General features: G+C 43.6%; 16 protein-coding genes. 5 read left to right on the plus strand and 11 right to left on the minus strand.

Features of this window, described 5'->3' with window-relative positions; translation table 11 throughout:
* Positions 1-18 precede the first annotated feature (18 nt).
* From IUZ65_RS17510 to IUZ65_RS17535, 6 genes are all read right to left on the minus strand, one after another.
* A complete protein-coding gene (locus IUZ65_RS17510; RefSeq protein WP_195705326.1) occupies positions 19-1,440 on the minus strand; it encodes an FAD-dependent oxidoreductase in 1,422 nt (473 codons plus the stop codon).
* Positions 1,437-2,255, minus strand: a complete 819-nt coding sequence (locus tag IUZ65_RS17515) for an FTR1 family iron permease (RefSeq protein ID WP_195705327.1) — start codon at positions 2,253-2,255, stop codon at positions 1,437-1,439. The genes IUZ65_RS17510 and IUZ65_RS17515 overlap by 4 nt, the downstream gene beginning before the upstream one ends.
* Positions 2,256-2,360: 105 nt before the next feature.
* A complete protein-coding gene (locus IUZ65_RS17520) occupies positions 2,361-2,840 on the minus strand; it encodes a hypothetical protein (protein ID WP_195705328.1) in 480 nt (159 codons plus the stop codon).
* Between the two features lie 141 nt (positions 2,841-2,981).
* Positions 2,982-5,003, minus strand: coding sequence for a hypothetical protein (locus tag IUZ65_RS17525; RefSeq protein ID WP_195705329.1), 2,022 nt, complete (start codon positions 5,001-5,003; stop codon positions 2,982-2,984).
* Between the two features lie 241 nt (positions 5,004-5,244).
* Complete coding sequence (locus IUZ65_RS17530; RefSeq protein ID WP_195705330.1) at positions 5,245-6,576, minus strand: D-serine ammonia-lyase; 1,332 nt, start codon at positions 6,574-6,576, stop codon at positions 5,245-5,247.
* Between the two features lie 24 nt (positions 6,577-6,600).
* Entirely contained in the window at positions 6,601-7,110 is a 510-nt protein-coding gene (locus tag IUZ65_RS17535; protein ID WP_195705331.1) for a MarR family winged helix-turn-helix transcriptional regulator, read from the minus strand.
* 152 nt (positions 7,111-7,262) lie between these two features.
* Between IUZ65_RS17535 and IUZ65_RS17540 the strand changes: the two genes are divergently transcribed.
* Positions 7,263-8,441, plus strand: coding sequence for a multidrug effflux MFS transporter (locus tag IUZ65_RS17540; RefSeq protein ID WP_195705332.1), 1,179 nt, complete (start codon positions 7,263-7,265; stop codon positions 8,439-8,441).
* A gap of 27 nt (positions 8,442-8,468) precedes the next feature.
* Here IUZ65_RS17540 and IUZ65_RS17545 read toward each other — a convergent pair whose 3' ends face one another.
* Complete coding sequence (locus tag IUZ65_RS17545) at positions 8,469-9,224, minus strand: AraC family transcriptional regulator (protein WP_195705333.1); 756 nt, start codon at positions 9,222-9,224, stop codon at positions 8,469-8,471.
* Positions 9,225-9,381: 157 nt separating this feature from the next.
* On the opposite strand from IUZ65_RS17545, the gene IUZ65_RS17550 reads away from it, so the two are divergent.
* Positions 9,382-9,975: a 2-hydroxychromene-2-carboxylate isomerase gene (locus IUZ65_RS17550; protein ID WP_195705334.1), complete on the plus strand. Its 594-nt coding sequence runs from the start codon at positions 9,382-9,384 to the stop codon at positions 9,973-9,975.
* A 178-nt stretch (positions 9,976-10,153) separates the two neighbouring features.
* Here IUZ65_RS17550 and IUZ65_RS17555 read toward each other — a convergent pair whose 3' ends face one another.
* On the minus strand, positions 10,154-10,891 hold the full coding sequence (locus IUZ65_RS17555; protein ID WP_195705335.1) for a helix-turn-helix transcriptional regulator: 738 nt from the start codon (positions 10,889-10,891) through the stop codon (positions 10,154-10,156).
* 91 nt (positions 10,892-10,982) lie between these two features.
* On the opposite strand from IUZ65_RS17555, the gene IUZ65_RS17560 reads away from it, so the two are divergent.
* Together IUZ65_RS17560 and IUZ65_RS17565 are read left to right on the plus strand one after the other, a co-directional pair.
* A complete protein-coding gene (locus tag IUZ65_RS17560) occupies positions 10,983-11,309 on the plus strand; it encodes a hypothetical protein (protein WP_195705336.1) in 327 nt (108 codons plus the stop codon).
* 106 nt (positions 11,310-11,415) lie between these two features.
* Positions 11,416-12,279 carry a DNA alkylation repair protein gene (locus IUZ65_RS17565; protein ID WP_195705337.1) on the plus strand — a complete coding sequence of 288 codons (864 nt, stop codon included), beginning with the start codon at positions 11,416-11,418 and terminating at the stop codon, positions 12,277-12,279.
* Here the strand turns inward: IUZ65_RS17565 and IUZ65_RS17570 are convergent.
* The 3 genes from IUZ65_RS17570 to IUZ65_RS17580 all read right to left on the minus strand — a co-directional run bounded on the left by IUZ65_RS17570 (position 12,276) and on the right by IUZ65_RS17580 (position 14,965).
* Positions 12,276-12,734 (minus strand): HPP family protein, encoded by a 459-nt coding sequence (locus tag IUZ65_RS17570; RefSeq protein ID WP_195705338.1) that lies wholly within the window; start codon positions 12,732-12,734, stop codon positions 12,276-12,278. The two genes, IUZ65_RS17565 and IUZ65_RS17570, sit on opposite strands and share 4 nt — an antisense overlap.
* A gap of 30 nt (positions 12,735-12,764) precedes the next feature.
* Positions 12,765-14,333, minus strand: coding sequence for a 2Fe-2S iron-sulfur cluster-binding protein (locus IUZ65_RS17575; RefSeq protein WP_195705339.1), 1,569 nt, complete (start codon positions 14,331-14,333; stop codon positions 12,765-12,767).
* Positions 14,334-14,422: 89 nt separating this feature from the next.
* Complete coding sequence (locus tag IUZ65_RS17580) at positions 14,423-14,965, minus strand: carboxymuconolactone decarboxylase family protein (RefSeq protein ID WP_195705340.1); 543 nt, start codon at positions 14,963-14,965, stop codon at positions 14,423-14,425.
* A 172-nt stretch (positions 14,966-15,137) separates the two neighbouring features.
* On the opposite strand from IUZ65_RS17580, the gene IUZ65_RS17585 reads away from it, so the two are divergent.
* Positions 15,138-16,025, plus strand: coding sequence for a LysR family transcriptional regulator (locus IUZ65_RS17585; protein WP_229638227.1), 888 nt, complete (start codon positions 15,138-15,140; stop codon positions 16,023-16,025).

A 16,025-nucleotide genomic window follows, 5' to 3' on the forward strand; every position in this document is an offset into this window, starting at 1 on the left:
AAGCAGGATAACCATTCGCTAAGCCACACTCTGAACCTCTATTACTATGTTTTCATTTCGATAATCAAAGATCTCACGACGACGATCGACGCCATCGATGATGGATTGCGCGGCCATCAGACCCATCTCCATCGCCGTATCAGTAAATATGTATCTAAACGTGCCTTGTCGGCCCGTCATGATCAGATTTTCGAACTGGGAAAGGTGGGTTATCGCGGCTTCACGCTTCTCTTGATATCCCATATCCATAAGCGGATAGGCATGTTCGCTGTATGAGGTAAAGAACTCCCCAGTTGCCAAATTGGGATCAACCTTAAGGGTCTCAAGATCTTGCAAAACCTTATCGCGAAGCTTTTCGCCTTCCATCGACCATACCTCATCATCTTTATTACATGGTATTTCTACCATCACCGAGGTTCTTCCTTCGGGAGCCATATACGCTGAACGGCGTTTCGGTTCTTGAAGTCGAGTACCAATAATTTCCGGATCGGAAAGGTATTGCCACGTATTATCGGAGATATTGTCCGTTTCCATTGGCATGTTCATAAAACGCAATGAACGAAAACTTAAATCGCTATCAAAACCGGTCAGCTTTGTCATTATCGGGAGTGGCAGGGTGGCAACGATGTTTTCTGAGCCGATGGTATCTTCTTCATCATTGGTGACAAACTTCACCGCTTCAATCTGATTCTTTTCAGACAGCACTAAGCCCGTTACTTCAGCGTTAAAGATTATCTTCACGCCACGATTCTCTAGCTCCGTTCCTAACTGGCTGTAGAGTTGACCAAACCCCCACTTAGGGTAGCGATATTGACGAGCATAGGTACGCACATTTGAACGCTTACCCGGTAACATACGACGAGCGATATCTTTTAAATCGATAAGACTGATACGCTGTGAGGCCCAATCCCCTGATAGATTTTTGGGATCAATTCCCCACAGTTTCGCGGTATAGCCTTCGAAAAAGTGTTTGTAGAGTGTTTTACCAAACCGGCTCTCGATCCACTGCGCAAAACTGACCTTTGATCGCGTTTGTGGTTTAGGCTTAAAGAGTTGTTTCACAAGGTCAAAGCCACCACCGATTAATAGCGAAAATGGTGCATTTCTTATTAAGTCGCTCAGTACCAGAGGGTATTGATAAATTCGACCTCGATACCGAATAACGCTGTTTCTTTGCGCGTACAGCAACTCTTCTCCCATAAGTTGGTCGACAAATGAGAGCAGCTTAGGGTTCTTGGTAATAAAGCGATGGCCACCAAAATCGAAACGATAGTCACCATGCTTACCAGTGAATTTTTGGGTTGCACACATGCCTCCAGCAAAGTTTTCTTTTTCGATAATGGTGACATCAAAACCCGCGTCCACGAGCTCCCACGCCGCCATTAAACCAGCTGGCCCAGCCCCCAGAACTACGGCCGATTTTTTCTTATTGTCATTCATGCTTGTTTATATCCTTGTTGCCAAAAGCGAACGAAAATCAACATATATACTGACCAGACGGTGAGCGGCAATAAACCAGGTGATGAGTTGTAACCAAATAACGCTCTCAAAAAGGTACCAAACACGTCTCGATCATCCAGAATATGCGATATATCAAAAACCTGCGGATAGTATATAGGGATAAGATGACCCGCTTGCAGCATGTTAATGGCAGAAGAAAGCAGCCCCGCCGCAATAATGATAATGAGCAAACTTGTCCATTTAAAAAACAGCGCCAATGGCACTCTCTTGGTGCTTTTCATCATAAACCAGACCAAGCCATACGCTACAAATAGGCCCAAAAGCCCCCCCATAATCGCGTCCTGTGCACTTAGTTCTCCAAGGCTGGAATACATCAGTGCAGAGAAAAACAGGATGGTTTCAAACCCTTCACGCAGAATGGCAAGCATAGATAGAGAGACCAACCCAATCAGGTTACCTGTTGTCACCATACTGTTGATGTTTTCCTGCATCTGTGCCACTTGATTTTTGGCCTGATTCTGCATCCAGATAGCCATATAAGTCAGTACGCCCGTGGCAAACAACAATATTCCCGCCATTAGGTAGTTTTGGTAACGTTCGTTGCTAAACTGGTCCACGACCACTTGAAAAACAAACGCAATGGCTAGGGACATAACGAGGCCAACAAACACACCTATATAGATATACTTATTTAAGTGACGAGCATTAAGCTTCCCTAGATAGGAAAGCGCGATACCGACTAATAAAAAGGCTTCTAACCCTTCTCTTAGGGTGATAAGAAAACTTGCAAACATAAATCCTCAGTGTCTTTCAATGAAACGTACTGTTTCTGTTCTAATCCCAATCGTCTGGTTAGTGGGTCAACATAAACTTATGCCCACAGCCTTTAATCGTTGGTGTTATTTATTTTTTATAATTTTTAATACGCTCCAGCGCATCGCGTGCCTAAACACCAGAGGAGCAAGTAACCATGACGAATAAAAGTGAACGTCGGCCATTAAATTACCCATTGTGTTACCCGGTATACCAAAGAAAAAAAGATAAAATCCTGTTGATGTGCAGACCACTAAGAGCCATTCAATTAGCGACCCTGTTTTACGAAGAAATGCTTTCTTACTGCCATTAATTAATCGGCGATGAGCCAGCCAAAATGGTGCCATGATTACAACAAAAAGGGTGAGCCCAATCAGCATATGGAGAAGCAATGTAATTCGTTCTACTTGCCAACCTACATCCAATCGATCCCATAACAAAAGGCCAGAAATAAACATAAGGTAAAGCATCCCTTCTGCCCATTTATGATGATAAGCCAGATAGAACCACCAGCGGCTAAACACCCCTTTGTCTGAACCCTTTTCTGCAATCTGATGACTCGACATTTTTCTACCTATATACAGTCAGTTTTATTAAATAGTCATTTGGATTAAATGCGCCATATTTAATATCACCGAATCGATTTTTGAAACGACAAAAGCAGCGACAAAATATCGCTGCTTAAATCTAATAAACTCGGTTAGCTTTTACTTAACACTGGCCTTGTTTGCCATTGTCATTGCCGTACCAAATTTACCACCAGCAGCAATAATCTGTTGAACACCATCTTCATCAGTATCGGTTGAGTTACTGCCTTTAAGTTGGTTTTCTCCAGAATCCCCCATCCATTCGGCTAATTGCATTCCGCCATTAATGACGCCTTTAAACCAACTAACATAACGATTGGTTAATGCTGATAGTTCAAGCGCAGGTTCAGATTCACCTTCTTCATTTTTAAGGTGAAGAATCGCTTCACGCAGACCTGCAGAAATTGCAGCCGCAGTGTATGGCGTATGGATTGTCTCTGTTCCCGGAATCGTCGCCCACGTATTGATTTTTTCATCAAACATGTTCTTTTCAACTGAGAGATAAATTGAGCGAGCTGCTTGCTTATATTTGTCATTTTCTGTCGCAAGGAATGCGGCAACTAAGCCACGAATGGCAGCAAATTGAGAATCCAAAGATTGTTTGCTATCAACGGTCATCACGTTGTCTAACGTTAAACCGTCGTGTACCAATCCATTTTTACCAACCAAGTTCATGAGAATAAAATCGGCTTGCGCTTGAATCATTTCTAGCGCTTTCTTACCTTGTTCAGATTTAAGGTTCAGGTCACCTGACTCTGCCGTCGCATAGCCGACAGGTAACGCATCCTTCGCACGTTGGTAAACCGAAAGTGCAACCATAGAGTAAGCCGCATCGTAGAGGTCAACCTTGTTGCCCATTTTGCCATTGTTGAATTCGGTTACGAACGTGCCTTTATCTTCATTAAAATGAAGCGCAGCAATGTTTTTAAACAACAAATTCGAGATATTATTCGCAAGTGAGAATGCATCTGAACCGACAACATCATTGCTTGTGTTGGTATCTGTATTTTCTTTTGGCGCTGCTGCGAAAGGTGCACCGTCAAATACAGCATTAAATGCTGGATTCTGTGCTGTGTTTGCTGTGCGCTGATCCGTATAAGCGAAAAACTCCGCCGTCGGCCACAGCATCAACCATGTGTCACGTAACTGAGATGAACCATCACTTACCTTAAGCGATGTAATGGATTTGACTTGATTCTCGTTGCCTTCATTCACGGCAACCTTATGAGCAAACCAAACGGGGCCATTTTTAGGGTCGTAATCTGGACCAAACTTAGCGCCCAATTTCTTACCGTCGAACCCTAATTGTGCCTGCATGATTTGAAGTTTATCGATAGACATTTCAGTCAACATCATGCCATTAAAGCCATCGGCCGCTGACACACCCAAACTATGAACACCATCTTGATCCATCACGGCAGAATCAGCTTCTACTTCTTCGTCGCTTTCAGTTACGTGCATGCCACCAAGGAAATCTTGAGACCACATCACTTCTTTAAGAAAGATGCCGCCCGTTGCCGCCGGATTCAATGTTTTATCAAATGAGCTTGGATCCCAAGCCAAAGATTTGTAGTCACGAAAATAGGCCGGTACAACAACCTGAACTTTTTTGCTCGTCCCTTTTGCAGTCGTAATTTCGACTTCATCACCGTTGACGGTTGTTGTGTCTGGAGCCTGCGCAAATTCTGGGCTACCAGAGATATAAGGAATAGAGATTGGGTACATATTTTGCGGAACTTCGTTCACTGGGAAGCCGACCGCATTAGCCATTTCAATCACGCGTTTACCCAAGTTCTCCATCTTTCCGCCACGACTGCGGTTTAGAGGACCATTAACGATATGAGGACCCATTTGAGATTGATAATTTAGTGCGTACATCGCTTCTTCTGAGTATTCATAACTTTCAATACCAGCGGCGAAGTCAAAAGGGGTTGGGTCATCAACAACATTCGGGTCTAAAACATCTAGATCTAAACCAAGAGATTCGGCTAAAGGCTCTCCTGACAATTCGAACTCGGTATAAGCCAAAAAGCTCCCTGCTGGTTGATGCGTTACATCTAATATAGTGACTTGAGGCGCTGCAGAAGAAACTGACGTAAATACGGCAGCAGATACAGCTAAACTTAAAATGCTCTTTTTCACTAGAAATCCTTATTTTTCTTGATTGAGTTATTCATTAACAAATTGACGATCGAAATGATAGTGAGATTGATTCGCATTTAATATACCACTTTAGGGGTAAATGTATAGTCTCTTTGTTCTAGATCAAACAAAAATGAGTATTATTACCATTTGGAGGTGTGCGGTCAGTAGGGATATGTAGTAAGGAGGCGTAAAAAAGCTTAATTATGAACCAATTCAACTATCTGGGAAGTAAATGATGTTAACCAACTGCCTTGGCCAAATAAGATGCCATCTCTTTTTCCGGCACCATTCCTCCTCCCGTGGCCCAAACAAGATGTGTGGCATTTTCCATTAACCGATCATCTAAGCCCAAGCGTTTTTGGTATTCACTCGCGTTCGTGACAATAATGGGACCCAACATTCCGGCCAATGCGGAAGGTTCGAGTTTAATCCCTTCGCATTTGTCGAGTTGACTCAGGAAGCGATACATTCTTTGGTCTGAAATAGTGTAGTAGCCATCAAGCAACCGTTCCATTGCTCGACCAACAAACCCAGATGCCCTTCCCACTGCCAATCCATCTGCCGCCGTTACATTATCGATGCCAATATCTTGTACACATATTTTATCGTGAAGCCCAGTGTGAACACCAAGCAACATACATGGAGAATGTGTCGGTTCTGCAAAAACACAATGCACGTGATCACCAAAGGCCATTTTCAGTCCAAAAGCAACGCCTCCAGGGCCGCCACCGACCCCACAAGGCAAATAGACAAACAGTGGATGAGCTTTATCAACGATGATACCCATTTGGTCAAACTGCGCCTTTATTCGTTCCCCTGCGACGGAATAGCCAAGAAAGAGTGTCTGCGAGTTCTCGTCATCGATGAAAAAACAGTTCGGATCTTTTTCGGATTCTTTACGACCTTGCTCAACGGCGACACCATAATCTTGTTCGTATTCCACAACATTAACACCATGGGAGCGGAGCTTACGTTTCTTCCATTCTCGTGCTTCAGCGGACATATGAACGGAGACAGAAAAGCCCATTTTTGCGCTTATAATTCCGATAGACAACCCAAGGTTGCCAGTAGAACCAACGGCAATACTGTATTGACCAAAGAAGGTTTTCAGCGCTTCAGTCGACAGCTTTCTGTAGTCCTCTTCTTCAGAAAGCACCCCGGCGTTAATAGCGAGTTTTTCGGCGTGAGTTAACACCTCATAGATGCCTCCACGCGCTTTTATTGACCCAGATATAGGAAGGTGGCTGTCTTTTTTTAACATCAAGCGGCCGAGGATTGGCGTCGTATATAGTTGCTCTATTTCCGCTTTCATTTGCGCTATTTCCACCACTTCTGACTCTATTATCCCACCAGAGGCTGCGGTTTCCGGAAAGACATCAGCGATATACGGTGCAAATCTTTTAAGTCGTTGGCTTGCATCGCGTATATCGTTTTCATCAAGACCGACAAAAGGTAACGCAACCTCTAGAGTGGTACTGTTAGGGGTGAACCAATTGATCTCTTCCAGTGCAACCAATCGCTTTAACAGTGGGAATTCACTCTCCAGTGAATGCTTGTCGAACGTAACCATGTCTTGTCCTTTGAATAAACAACGCTATTTGTTTGATTCTATATTGTTTAGTAACTTGCGTACCAGAAAATCAAGTTGTTCAACGTCTTCCTGCTTAAAGTCATCTAAATAAGTGGTATGTAGCTCTTGAAACTGCGCAACCACTTCCTCTATTAGTTGCTCTCCTTCGACGGTTAACCTCACCATTTTAATCCGCTTATCATGGTCGCTTTCTACCCGGGTAATAAAGGCCTTTTTTTCTAACCTATTCATTACTTTGGTCAATCCACCGGAGCTAAAAAGCATGTATTCACATATCTCGGTTGGCATGAGTTCATAAGGCGCTGCCTTGTTGCTTCTGCGCAGTGCGGTTAATAGATCAAAATCTGAACTATAAAGGCCGTAACACGCCATTATTGACGCTTTGTCAGCGTTGATATGCTCCTCAATACGACGAATTCTTGGGAAAAGTGGATAAAGAGATTGAAAGGCGGTTGGCCAGTTCTCTTTCATTAAGCTGATGAAGTCATCAACGTTTAAATGTTTATTCGACATAATGGACCTCAATAATTTTCTAAATAATATCTTTCCAGAAAGATTAATTCAAGCTATTATCTTTCTGGAAAGATATTATCCCCCCCGCTTTTATCGTTATAGACCAAGTTCGGACAGTAATTAAGCCCGGCTAGAAACTAAGAGTAACCGTTATGTCTCAAAAAACGTTTGTCATATTAATGGCAATGATCATCGGAGTCTCCCCATTTGCGGTGGATACTTACCTTCCTGCCATGCCTTATATGGCGGAATATTTCAATGTTGGACCAGATGAAATTGCCACCACAATCAGCTTCTACATTTTTGGCATGGCGATCGGTCAGTTAATTGGTGGCCCACTCGCGGATCGCTTTGGTAAAAAGCGCATGATAATTTTAGGACTGTCCATATACTCCGTCACCACACTCATTATCGCCCAAGCAGACAACCTATTAACGGTACAAATTATGAGAGTGGTTCAGGCGATAGGTGGCGGGTTTTCCGTTGTTTGCGTACCTGCACTCATTCGTGAGAGAGCAACAGGTAACCAAGCAGCAAAAATGTTTGCGCTCGTTACGCTTATTTTGGTTGGTGCGCCAGCATTAGCGCCAAGTATTGGTGCATTGATTCTTTTGGTCGCGGATTGGCAGGTTATCTTTTATGCCTTGTTCGGATATGGCATGTTGGTTATTTTGCTTACGGTACTAAAACTCCCAAATGACAAAATTGAACGTCATCAAACACTGTCAGTAATAGATAGATACCGGTTTGTTTTGCGTAATAAGCCCGCTCTTCGATATATCGGTGTACAAGGCTTTTCACAGAGCGTAATGATGATATTTATCACTAACGCATCCTTTGTTTACCAACAATACTTCGGTCTTGACGATCAGGTCTTTGCCCTCGTGTTCGCTGCCAATGTTGTGGCAATGGCCGTCATCAATAGAGTAAACAATTATCTACTCTCTACCTACATGGCCAACTTTCTATTGAAATGGGCATTGCGCTTTCAATTCCTATTTGTGGCTCTCTTTGTTTTATTTGCTTACCTAGATGCCCCTGTAGAGATTCAAGCCATCAGTGTTATCTGCATGATTGGCTCGTTGGGTGCATCGATGCCTAACTGTAATGCCATATATATCAGCCATTTTAAAGAACATACCGGATCCGCTTCCGCCCTATTTGGTGCCAATCAGTTCTTTATTTCGTCGATCACAGGTTGGCTAACCACTGTTTTTTATGACGGTAGCCTTTGGCCTGTTGCAGGTATGTTGATGTTTGTGACGATCGCTGCAAACCTAATTATGCCTTCTATTAAACATGAAAGTCCTCTGATTCGTTCCAATCAATAGGCACAAGTTAAGCGCTTCGTAGATATTTTATGTCTGTATTTTTCTAACCTGAGCAGGGCTGCATTGATAGCGCTGATTGAATGCTCGGCTCAACGCCTCTTGGCTACCGTAGCAATATCGTTGAGCCACCACTTTTACTCGGTCTCCTTTCTCTAAGTCTTGTCTTGCAAGTGAAAGCCGCCAATCACGCAGGTATTGAGCTGGGGTGTGCCCTACTCGTGCTTTAAAGCGCTGCATAAATTGACTACGAGATAGTCCTGCGGTATCAGCAAGGTCTTCTATCCTCCAGTCAAACTCTGGCTTTTCATGTATCGCCACTATGGTTTTGCTTATTTGACCGTCCGCTAAGCCCGCAAGCAGCCCTTTTTCACCGGAATGTTCTTTCATCGCTCTTCTCAGCAAGATAATAATCAATACCTCGAATAGCCTTTGTAACGTCGTCGCTCTTCCACAACGTGTTTCATTTACTTCACCTACAATCAACTGAGCAAGGTCTTTTAGATTACTCTCTTCACTTATTGAAAGTGTAATCCGGCTCGGTAAAGCGCGTGCAAGCGGGTTTGCTTCTCCGCCTAAATTAATTGACGCGGCAACCATTAGGTCATCTTTCTCAGATATCGACTCAAGTTCGCCTTGTGCAATCGGCCAAAATTCAATTCGAGAAAGCGCACCACTTGTTGCATCAGCCAGTAGATATAGATTCGCCTGTTCCGGACAACTCGCGATCTCAGCTTGGAGTTCAAACCTAGCGATAAGAGCAGAAAGACGGTCAAGCCTTGCCATAAACACCCTCTAAAATTCATTTACAAAGAAATTGAAAATACGGACTAATTATCATAACAATCGGACAAAATAATGACATTTTTATCGCATTATAACAATCAGAAACACAACATAGTTTATACCACACGATAAGTGACACTTTGAGGATATGGATACCATGAGCAAAACAATAGATTATTACTTCACTAGCATTTCACCATTTACTTACTTTGGACATTCGCATTTACTTCAGATAGCGAAAGAGGCTAACGCCAGTGTCCGTTTTAAACCTGTCATGCTTCGTCAAGTTTTCGCCATCACTGGTACGCTACCAATACATGAACGCCCAAAGTGTCGACAAGCCTATCGTTTGGTAGAGATAGAGCGATGGGCGGCGAAGCGACAGTTGCCTGCAAATTTACATCCTGCTCATTTCCCAACGGATCCAAGTCTCGCCGACAAGTGCATCATCGCTCTACAAGAAATGGGGATTAATGCCGGGGAGTTTGCTGGTCTAGCACAAGCGGCATGCTGGTCGCAGGAACAGGATATTGCAGTTGAAGCGGTGTTACACACAATATTGACGGAACTAAAACTTAACGCAGATGAAGTTATCAACCAAGCCAAGACAGAACAGACCCATGCTATCTATGAAGCCAACACGGCCGATGCCATCGAACAAGGCGCAATAGGTGCACCCGCCTATTATTATAATGGCGAGCAGTTCTGGGGACAGGATAGACTAGACCTTCTCAAAGATGCGCTCGTCTAATAATAACCCCTTCAAACTCAGTAACCGTGATAGCAAATTGGATAACTAACTGATCAGTAACATGGTTGGCATGGACTTACATCAATGGGCAAGGAGGCCCATTGTTAAGTTTACAACGTGGTTTTTAGTGGTCGGCGGGATGACCGTCATGTTGATCTCACCCTTACTTAACTTGGTATTATAGCGGTTTAGAAAACTGAGATAACTCATCAGAAAAACTGGTCAGCCCCCGTAACTTAAAATTCTCGTGATGAATCGTTGCTTTTTTTACCCGATCAATACGGAAGGTCCGAGGTGCATTACGAAAGTGGTCCCAAGAGATTAAATACCACACTGGCCAGTTAAGAAAAAGATAATGAATTTCTATCGAGCGAGTGGAGATCACTTTATCGGCACGTTGGTACTTTATTTCGATCTGTTTTGATTCAAAGAAGCTTTGCAGTATTACTGAGCTACTTTCTCGTTGAAATTCATTTTGATAGCCATCCAATACCTGAGCTGATGCCTGTTCTCCGACTAAAATCCGCTCACGGAGCTGACGTATCGTTGGTCTCATTGCATCTGGAAATGAAGCAAATAACTTGTTTCGCACTGAGCCTAGGTGACCGAGTAACAGCGGAGAGTCCATATTTTCCAGCACACTTAGTGCTAATAGGAGGTCAATCACTTCACGATAATTGAGTGCCAATCGACCGATCCCCCAACGAGGATATAGACGCACACCCCCACCTCGACCTTTTTCAGTTTCTATTGGATAACCTTGCTCTTTTAAGCTCTGCAGGTCCCGCATCAATGTCCGCAGACTAATACCCAGCTCCTGAGCCAAGATTGTCGCCGTAAACGGGTCGCCCGATTTTAACCTTCCAAGCAACTGATCTAGCCGCGCCATTTTTCCCGATGTTGAACCCCGCCCCATTAATATGTCCTATTTTGTCATATTAAAACTTAATCTAGCACAGCACTGAGAAACCAGTCAAAATTCAAATTACACAACCTTGGAAAATAAAATGAAAACAGATGGAAATATTACGGTTGAGTGGGCACCATTCAATACCTCACTTGAGGTAACAGAAAATCAACTATTAGAAGCCGCTGAGCAATTTGAAAGCCAATTTCTTAGCCAACAAGAAGGGTATATCCGTCGCGAGCTTCTAAAAGGGAAAGAAAATAACTGGGTTGATCTCATTCATTGGCAATCGGAAAAATCCGCAGCACAAGCATTTTCTGCGGCAAGCAAGAGTGAAGTTTGCGGACATTATTTCTCTTTAATGCAAGCCAATGAGAATGGTGAAAGTGGCGTGGCACACTTTACGCAATTAAGTCACTGGAATTAATCCATACAATGCATATTTTTGTTTAGTATTATAGATTCTGCTTATTGCTCAGCCAGACAGTATTTGTTTAGCTGAGCAACATGACCCACTCTTTTAGGTTACAACAATGATTGAAATTCCAAACTATTTAGACCCTCAGATTCCAACGGCTTCACGTGGTATTGTCAAAGGTGTTCCACTTAAAGAACAACTGAATGAGAAAGCAATCGGGTTTATGGCTCGAAATATTGAGTTGGTATACTCTGAATTTGATGTTCAAACGTTCGCTAAGCAGGCCATTGACGGATTGGAATCACTTTCAATCATGGGACGTGCCAAACACATTGCGACAAGTTTACGCCACACCTTGCCGAGCAATTACAGCGACGCAATGGAAATAATCGTCGCCAGTATGTTACCTCCTTCCAAGCCAGATGACACCTTAGGTATCGCCGCTTTTTACTACCTCCCCTTTAGCACCTACATTGCCGACTATGGACTTGACCCAGCTAATAATGACGGAGACGACCCGTTTGATGTGTCGATTCAAGCACAAGTCGAATTAACTAAACGTTTTACCGCTGAGTTTTCGATACGTCCTTTTCTTATCGAGCAGCAAGAACGAACACTCAACGTGCTTACCAGTTGGTTAAATGACCCAAGTGAAGATGTACGTAGACTCTGCTCAGAAGGCTCACGTCCTAAATTGCCATGGGGGAAAAACATTCCGAATTTCATTCAGGATCCGTCACCCATCATTCCCATTCTGGAATCACTAAAAAATGACTCTAGCCTTTATGTGCAAAGGAGTGTTGCCAACAGCTTAGGCGATATTGCAAAGGACCATCCTGATCTGGTATTTAAGTTGTGCGATGAGTGGCTGAGTTCCGCCGATAAAGAATTGAAATGGGTTATTAGGCACGCTGTGCGCTATTACGCAAAGAAAGAGCACCCGAAAGCGCTCGATCTAAGAGTAAAAGCGAAGGTTTAGTTTGATGGTTTCATGAGACCCTGAATGAATTTTTGATAAACAAGGCCAACAAGGACAATCACTACAGCTCCGAGTAAGACCGGATTGATTAAAAAACTCCAGTTCGGGTGTACTAGCATAATCAGAATAGGATTAGCTCCAGCGGGTGGGTGGGTCGTTTTTGTGGCTAACATGGCAAATACACCCATTCCTGTCGCAAGCGCTAGTGCCCAATATTCTGCGCCAACATAATGGACAAACACCAAGCCAATCACACTTGTAATCAGATGGCCAAAAATCACATTTTTAGGTTGTGCTAAAGGGCTAGCTGGCAGACCAAATACCAACACCGTCGTTGCACCAAAAGGGGCCATTAACCATAGGTCCAACCCGTAATATTCTCTCAAATAAGCCAATATAAGAATAGCTAACGTAGCGCCAAATCCAGCCGTTAACGGTTGTATCACGTTTTTCATGTTCGTCTCTTTTGGGGAATAATTGATCATCTAGATATTGATCGCTATAGAGCCGTGTTTTGCTCGCGATACGCACGGGCACATCCAACTCTCTCGCTCTAACACCGTCAAACAGTTGTCTCTATGCTCAACCTCACCCTGATCTATTTTGACAATACAGCTTCGACACTCTCCAGCATTACAGCTACTAGGGATAGCAATGCCCTCTTCTAGAATTGCCTCTAACAAACTCTGGTTATCCGACACCTCTAGAGTAACGTTCGACTTAACAAGCTCCGCCGTAAATGCGTGCGTACTCGTCGTAGATTGCACCGAAAAGCGTTCATAATGAATACGTCCTATATCTACACCTAGCGTTGCTGCCACTGCGAGCATTTCATCGACCAATCCTTGTGGACCACAAACGTAGAACACACTATTTTCAGGTGCTTGAGTAAGAATCTTTTCACAACTAAGACGCTGCTTAGCCTTCGAGTAATAAAAATGAATTTTATTGTCGAACTCCCTTGATAATCGGTCTTGAAAAGCCATCTCACTTCGTTGCTTTCCGGCGTAATGAAGCGAAAATTCTCTTCCTTGCTTTGCGAGCTGCTGAGCCATCGACTTGATTGGCGTAATACCAATACCTGCCGCGATCAAAACCGTTGGTCTGTTATCCGTATGAAGCTCAAAGAAGTTTTCAGGCAAGCCGCAGTTAATTTTCAGGCCTAGGTCAAACTGTTCGTGAATCGCCTTAGAGCCGCCGGCTCCCTCAAGCTCTTGCTGCACTGCAATCTCATAGATATCTCTGCGACTAGGATTAGAACAGACAGAATAACGACGTGTTATTCGCTCACCGCTTTCAAGAACGATGGGGATAGAAAGGTGTGCTCCAGCCGACACAACAGGCAGTGGAATATCGTCTCGATGACGCAGTTCGAAGGCTCGTATATGTGGTGTTAATTGTCGAATACCAGTAACAACCAAAGGCAATTCTCCCTCTCCAACGCTATCTGGCTTATCTTTGGCATTCTCCATCGACTTTAACCGTTTGTTTTCTGCCAAAAGAGGCGTGATCACATCCGACATTTCCAATTCTGTAAATCGAGGGGTAATGTACTTCGGGCAGTTCCAATCAAATGCTTCCACATGGATAACAAAACCACGCTCTACCGCAGCCGGGTACCCTTCAACTTCCAAACGAACTAAGGTGTCCCAGTCGTCATCGGCGACCTGTTCAATCCTACCGCTCAGTTTGAGTCTACGTTGATTGGGATAATCCATAAAAAATAACGACACTCGATTATTACCACGAAAATTACCCGCGCTCACGTATTGTCGGTTACCACTAAAATCCGCAAAACCAAGCCTGTTATTGTCCAGTACGCGCATGAACCCTTGGGGCCCACCGCGATGCTGAACATAAGGCCAACCCGCATTGTTAACACTCGCCATATAGAAGCTATCTCGTCCTTCTATAAATGACGCTTCGACATCGGAGAACAGAAAGTTATAATCTTCGCCATGTTCCATTGACTCGTAACCACTGCGACTGCCCATTTCACGTTGTACCTGCTTAACATCATCGGTAAACATCAATTCTGCGTATTTATGTGGCATGTTCTGCCCCTCATTAATTTTATTACACCCGAGTTTTCATGAAATCTAATCAAGAAAACTCGAATTTGTATTGAATGCCCGCTCGCTTGTTACTGGTTATATAAATCGATCTTTGGAAAATCGATTTCTACTCGGCTCGCCTTACCTAAAATAGTGGTCAATACATTCATACCCACGTGGGTAATAATCTCTACGATTTCAGCATCGCTATACCCTGCATTTCTGACCTGCAATAACTCTGCGGTCGACACCTCGCCATTTTTATCCGCTAATGAACGAGCAAATTTTACAGCTATCGCCGCTTTACTGTCTTCACTGCTCCCTTTTCGATTTTCAAGCATCTCACTATTGGATAAACCCGCTTTTCGACCGATAGCAGTATGTGCAGATACGCAATATTGACAGGCATTTTGTTCCGCCAACCCAAGCGCTATTCTTTCACGTGTTTGCGCATCTAAGCTGCCATCGCCTGCGATAGTATGTAGCCCGAGAAACGCCTTTAATGCAGCAGGTGAATTGGCAAATACTTTTAGAAAATTAGGAATGGCACCAAGTTGTTCTTGGATAGCGGAGTAAAGTTCTTTTTGTTCGATATTTGCTTGATTTTCTGACACTAGATTGATGCGGCTCATGTGATTTCCTTTTAATTTGAATAGTGACACTCAACCAACATTTTTATGTGTGAGTGTTAATTAGTGAGGCCTCCCTCACTCGACGTAAACAGTTTGCCAAAAATCGTTTGAGTAAAGAATATCTATAATGCACAATTGATTATTCCACCAAATGGAATAATAGGATGACAATATGGACCAACTGCACCTCATGCGAGTTTATGTAGCAGTAGCAGAGAATGAAGGTTTTGCGGCGGCAGCACGGTTTTTAAATATGTCTCCACCAGCAGTAACCAGAGCCATCTCTTCTTTGGAGGAACATTTGGGTATAAAACTGCTCGCCCGTACTACTCGCTATGTACGAGCAACGGATGTCGGTCTACGTTATTTAGAGGACGCTCGTCGGATTTTGCAAGACGTTGAACTTGCCAATGAAGCAGCGATTGGCATCAACTCTGAACCTAAAGGCGATTTGAGTATTACCGCACCCGTAATGTTTGGTCAAAAGCATGTAATGCCAGTGGTGGTGGAATATTTAAACCGTTTTCCTGAAGCCAATGTTAACGCGGCTTTTTTGGATAGGACCGTAAATCTACTAGAAGAAGGGTTCGATGTGGGTATTCGTATTGGAGAATTAGCAGACTCAAGTATGAGGGCACGAAAAATAGGAGAGGTTGATTTAATACTCGTGGCCTCACCCGACTATTTAGCGAAAACTGGTCACCCAGTAACGCCAAAAGACTTGAAGCATCACACGATTATCAGTTCTTCTTCAAACAACTTCTCTCGTGACTGGTTGTTTACGTATAACGGTGAAAAAACCAAGCTTCATATTCAGCCTCGGCTTACCGTGACGACTAATCAGTCCGCAATCGAAGCGGCGAAGGCTGGGCTTGGCATTACCCGAGCCGTTTCTTATCAAGTCGTCGAGGAGCGCAAAGATAATCGTCTTATCACGGTATTAGAACCTTACCAACCAGCCCCGTTACCCATACACATTATTCATCGAGAAAGTCGATTTTCGTCGTCGAAAGTGAGGAGTTTTATCGACCTTATGGCTGAACGATTTAGAACAGATTAA

Origin of the sequence: Vibrio sp. VB16 (assembly GCF_015594925.2) — a bacterium.
Taxonomy (GTDB): domain Bacteria; phylum Pseudomonadota; class Gammaproteobacteria; order Enterobacterales; family Vibrionaceae; genus Vibrio.

Coding starts and splice junctions, on each gene's coding strand:
- IUZ65_RS17510 (WP_195705326.1), bottom strand. CDS start 1,440: ATGAATGACAATAAGAAAAAATCGGCCGTAGTTCTGGGGGCTGGGCCA.
- IUZ65_RS17515 (WP_195705327.1), bottom strand. CDS start 2,255: ATGTTTGCAAGTTTTCTTATCACCCTAAGAGAAGGGTTAGAAGCCTTT.
- IUZ65_RS17520 (WP_195705328.1), bottom strand. CDS start 2,840: ATGTCGAGTCATCAGATTGCAGAAAAGGGTTCAGACAAAGGGGTGTTT.
- IUZ65_RS17530 (WP_195705330.1), bottom strand. CDS start 6,576: ATGGTTACGTTCGACAAGCATTCACTGGAGAGTGAATTCCCACTGTTA.
- IUZ65_RS17535 (WP_195705331.1), bottom strand. CDS start 7,110: ATGTCGAATAAACATTTAAACGTTGATGACTTCATCAGCTTAATGAAA.
- IUZ65_RS17540 (WP_195705332.1), top strand. CDS start 7,263: ATGTCTCAAAAAACGTTTGTCATATTAATGGCAATGATCATCGGAGTC.
- IUZ65_RS17545 (WP_195705333.1), bottom strand. CDS start 9,224: ATGGCAAGGCTTGACCGTCTTTCTGCTCTTATCGCTAGGTTTGAACTC.
- IUZ65_RS17550 (WP_195705334.1), top strand. CDS start 9,382: ATGAGCAAAACAATAGATTATTACTTCACTAGCATTTCACCATTTACT.
- IUZ65_RS17555 (WP_195705335.1), bottom strand. CDS start 10,891: ATGGGGCGGGGTTCAACATCGGGAAAAATGGCGCGGCTAGATCAGTTG.
- IUZ65_RS17560 (WP_195705336.1), top strand. CDS start 10,983: ATGAAAACAGATGGAAATATTACGGTTGAGTGGGCACCATTCAATACC.
- IUZ65_RS17565 (WP_195705337.1), top strand. CDS start 11,416: ATGATTGAAATTCCAAACTATTTAGACCCTCAGATTCCAACGGCTTCA.
- IUZ65_RS17570 (WP_195705338.1), bottom strand. CDS start 12,734: ATGAAAAACGTGATACAACCGTTAACGGCTGGATTTGGCGCTACGTTA.
- IUZ65_RS17575 (WP_195705339.1), bottom strand. CDS start 14,333: ATGCCACATAAATACGCAGAATTGATGTTTACCGATGATGTTAAGCAG.
- IUZ65_RS17580 (WP_195705340.1), bottom strand. CDS start 14,965: ATGAGCCGCATCAATCTAGTGTCAGAAAATCAAGCAAATATCGAACAA.
- IUZ65_RS17585 (WP_229638227.1), top strand. CDS start 15,138: ATGGACCAACTGCACCTCATGCGAGTTTATGTAGCAGTAGCAGAGAAT.